Annotated in this window: 3 protein-coding genes; all 3 read right to left on the bottom strand. The window is 39.8% G+C overall.

Going from position 1 to position 1,886, the window contains the following annotated elements; translation table 11 throughout:
- Positions 1–511 precede the first annotated feature (511 nt).
- The 3 genes from PX482_RS13255 to PX482_RS13245 all read right to left on the bottom strand — a co-directional run bounded on the left by PX482_RS13255 (position 512) and on the right by PX482_RS13245 (position 1,681).
- Positions 512–661, bottom strand: coding sequence for a hypothetical protein (locus PX482_RS13255; RefSeq protein WP_002763274.1), 150 nt, complete (start codon positions 659–661; stop codon positions 512–514).
- Positions 662–1,022: 361 nt separating this feature from the next.
- A complete protein-coding gene (locus PX482_RS13250; RefSeq protein WP_002763272.1) occupies positions 1,023–1,373 on the bottom strand; it encodes a DUF5615 family PIN-like protein in 351 nt (116 codons plus the stop codon).
- 2 nt (positions 1,374–1,375) lie between these two features.
- The gene (locus PX482_RS13245) at positions 1,376–1,681 is read right to left on the bottom strand and encodes a DUF433 domain-containing protein (protein WP_002763271.1); all 306 of its coding nucleotides are present in this window, start codon (positions 1,679–1,681) and stop codon (positions 1,376–1,378) included.
- Positions 1,682–1,886: the final 205 nt, after the last annotated feature.

The following is a 1,886-nucleotide window of genomic DNA, read 5'->3' as shown; positions in this document are numbered from 1 at the left end:
TTGGAATTTGAGCGAGGCTGGGCAAAGTTGCCACCAACAGGGCTATACCGCTTAATACGATAGTCTTGACAGAACGTAGATTCATAATTTTTTCCTGAAATTGGGAAGCCGTGTTTACTTGCTAATTTCAGAATATTCGGAGTCTAAGGGTGATGTCAGTCCCAAAATAAGTGGAAATTGACGATTTCAATCGTTTCTACTTTCAGTAATAAAATGGAGGAACGTGGAAATTTATAGGAGTTTTCATAAGAATGAGTTATGGGCAAGGAGCTTAAACTCTTTGTTGGGAAAACTTGTCGATACCTCAGTAACGTGAAAAGTGTTATATAGCGTTTCCCAATCTCATGAGGTACACCAAAATCTTAACTCCTGACTCCTGACTCCTCAAAACCTAAGACTCTGTACCTCACAACTATGGGAATTGCTATAGTTTTAGCCAATTAAGTTAAAGAAAGCGATCGATTTTCTTCTAATTGGTGATTCTAGCGACCGAGGAGAGAATGACGGGTTCTCAAAAATCCTCGAAAATCGGGGCTAGGGTCGAGCCAGACATTCCCGAATCTTCCTCTGTATCCTCTCGATCGATTAACCGTTTCAGGGTTTCGATTTCCCCGTTGAGACTGACAACCGTCGCCGTCACCTCCTCGATTACCGTTCTCATTTTTTGTTCAACGATTCGTTTAACGAGTTGTTCAACATTGTTCTCTTGATCATTAGACCTCTTGCAAAAGTCTTAAGTCGATCCTTGTACAGCAACATTTTTGAAGATTATCAACTACTAATAAATAATTAACTGAAAGTCCCTCCTATTATTGTTTCTATCGTTTGTTTTCGGATTTATGCAAGAGGTCTGTTGTTAACTGGTCACTGTTGACTGTTAACTGTTCCGCGATCGCCAGACTTGACCATGAGAGTAATTTCAGCAGACAAACTACCGTCAGGATTCGAGAATGATTCTTCATGGCTTGGGCGGAATGAAATCTTTCAACTACCGATTCTTACTATAAAGCAGAACTGGAAGTTTATCCCTTAATAAACTCCACATTATTTTCCATCTGTTCAATTGTTTTGACAGAAATTAATTCCAGAATTTGGCGTAATTGTTCCCCAATAGAGTAACGTTGTTGAGGGGCGAGTATTATTCCTTGATGAGATTTACCTTCAGTTAAATACTGAGTGTGTAAGCGGTAAAAATCGCCCCGATTGAAAGTGTATAACACCCTTCCTTGACCAGTAGCATAGTCTAATTGTTCTGAATCGGAGCGTCCCAACATTCCTGCTTCTGTAGCCGTTATTACATCGACTCCTCTAGCTCTTAAAGCCGCTACAAGGCTCTGATCCATCGAGTCTTCATCCAAATATAATGCCAGCATGACTATTTATTTAACTTAGATTGAAGCCACTCCCGTTCAAACTGTTTCACCTCAGCTTCTTCTTGCGCTAAATCAGTTTCAATTTCTTCGCTGTTGGCATGATAGTAAGTTAGAGCCGCATAAACTTTGGCTAAATCTAAATGGGGATGTCCCATCCGGTTTAAAATTTCTTCAGGAGTCAGCCCTAATTTATACCAAGAAGCAAGGCGGCGCACTGTCACTCCTGTCCCAGCAATTGTTGGTCTTCCTCCTCGAATTTTAGGAGAACTATCAATCAAAGTGCCAATTTCAATTGTCGTCGTATTCATGATCTAAATTATTAAGTATTTTAGCCTTTTTATTGTATCACAAATTTATTCAAATCGACCCAATTTGGCTCTTCGGTTTGTGTTATGCAATGGACGGGGGTTATAAGGGATGGAACCCTTATAGAGAAAGGCATTTAGCGATTTTTGTCAATTGTTTTTGCTCTAGAGCGAACTAATCAATTAAGTCTCTTGCCAGATAAGGATT

The organism is Microcystis sp. M53602_WE12, from assembly GCF_030065455.1.
Lineage (GTDB): Bacteria > Cyanobacteriota > Cyanobacteriia > Cyanobacteriales > Microcystaceae > Microcystis > Microcystis aeruginosa.
The sequence above is the reverse complement of the archived record's forward strand: the minus strand, read 5'-3'. Positions and strand labels throughout refer to the sequence as shown.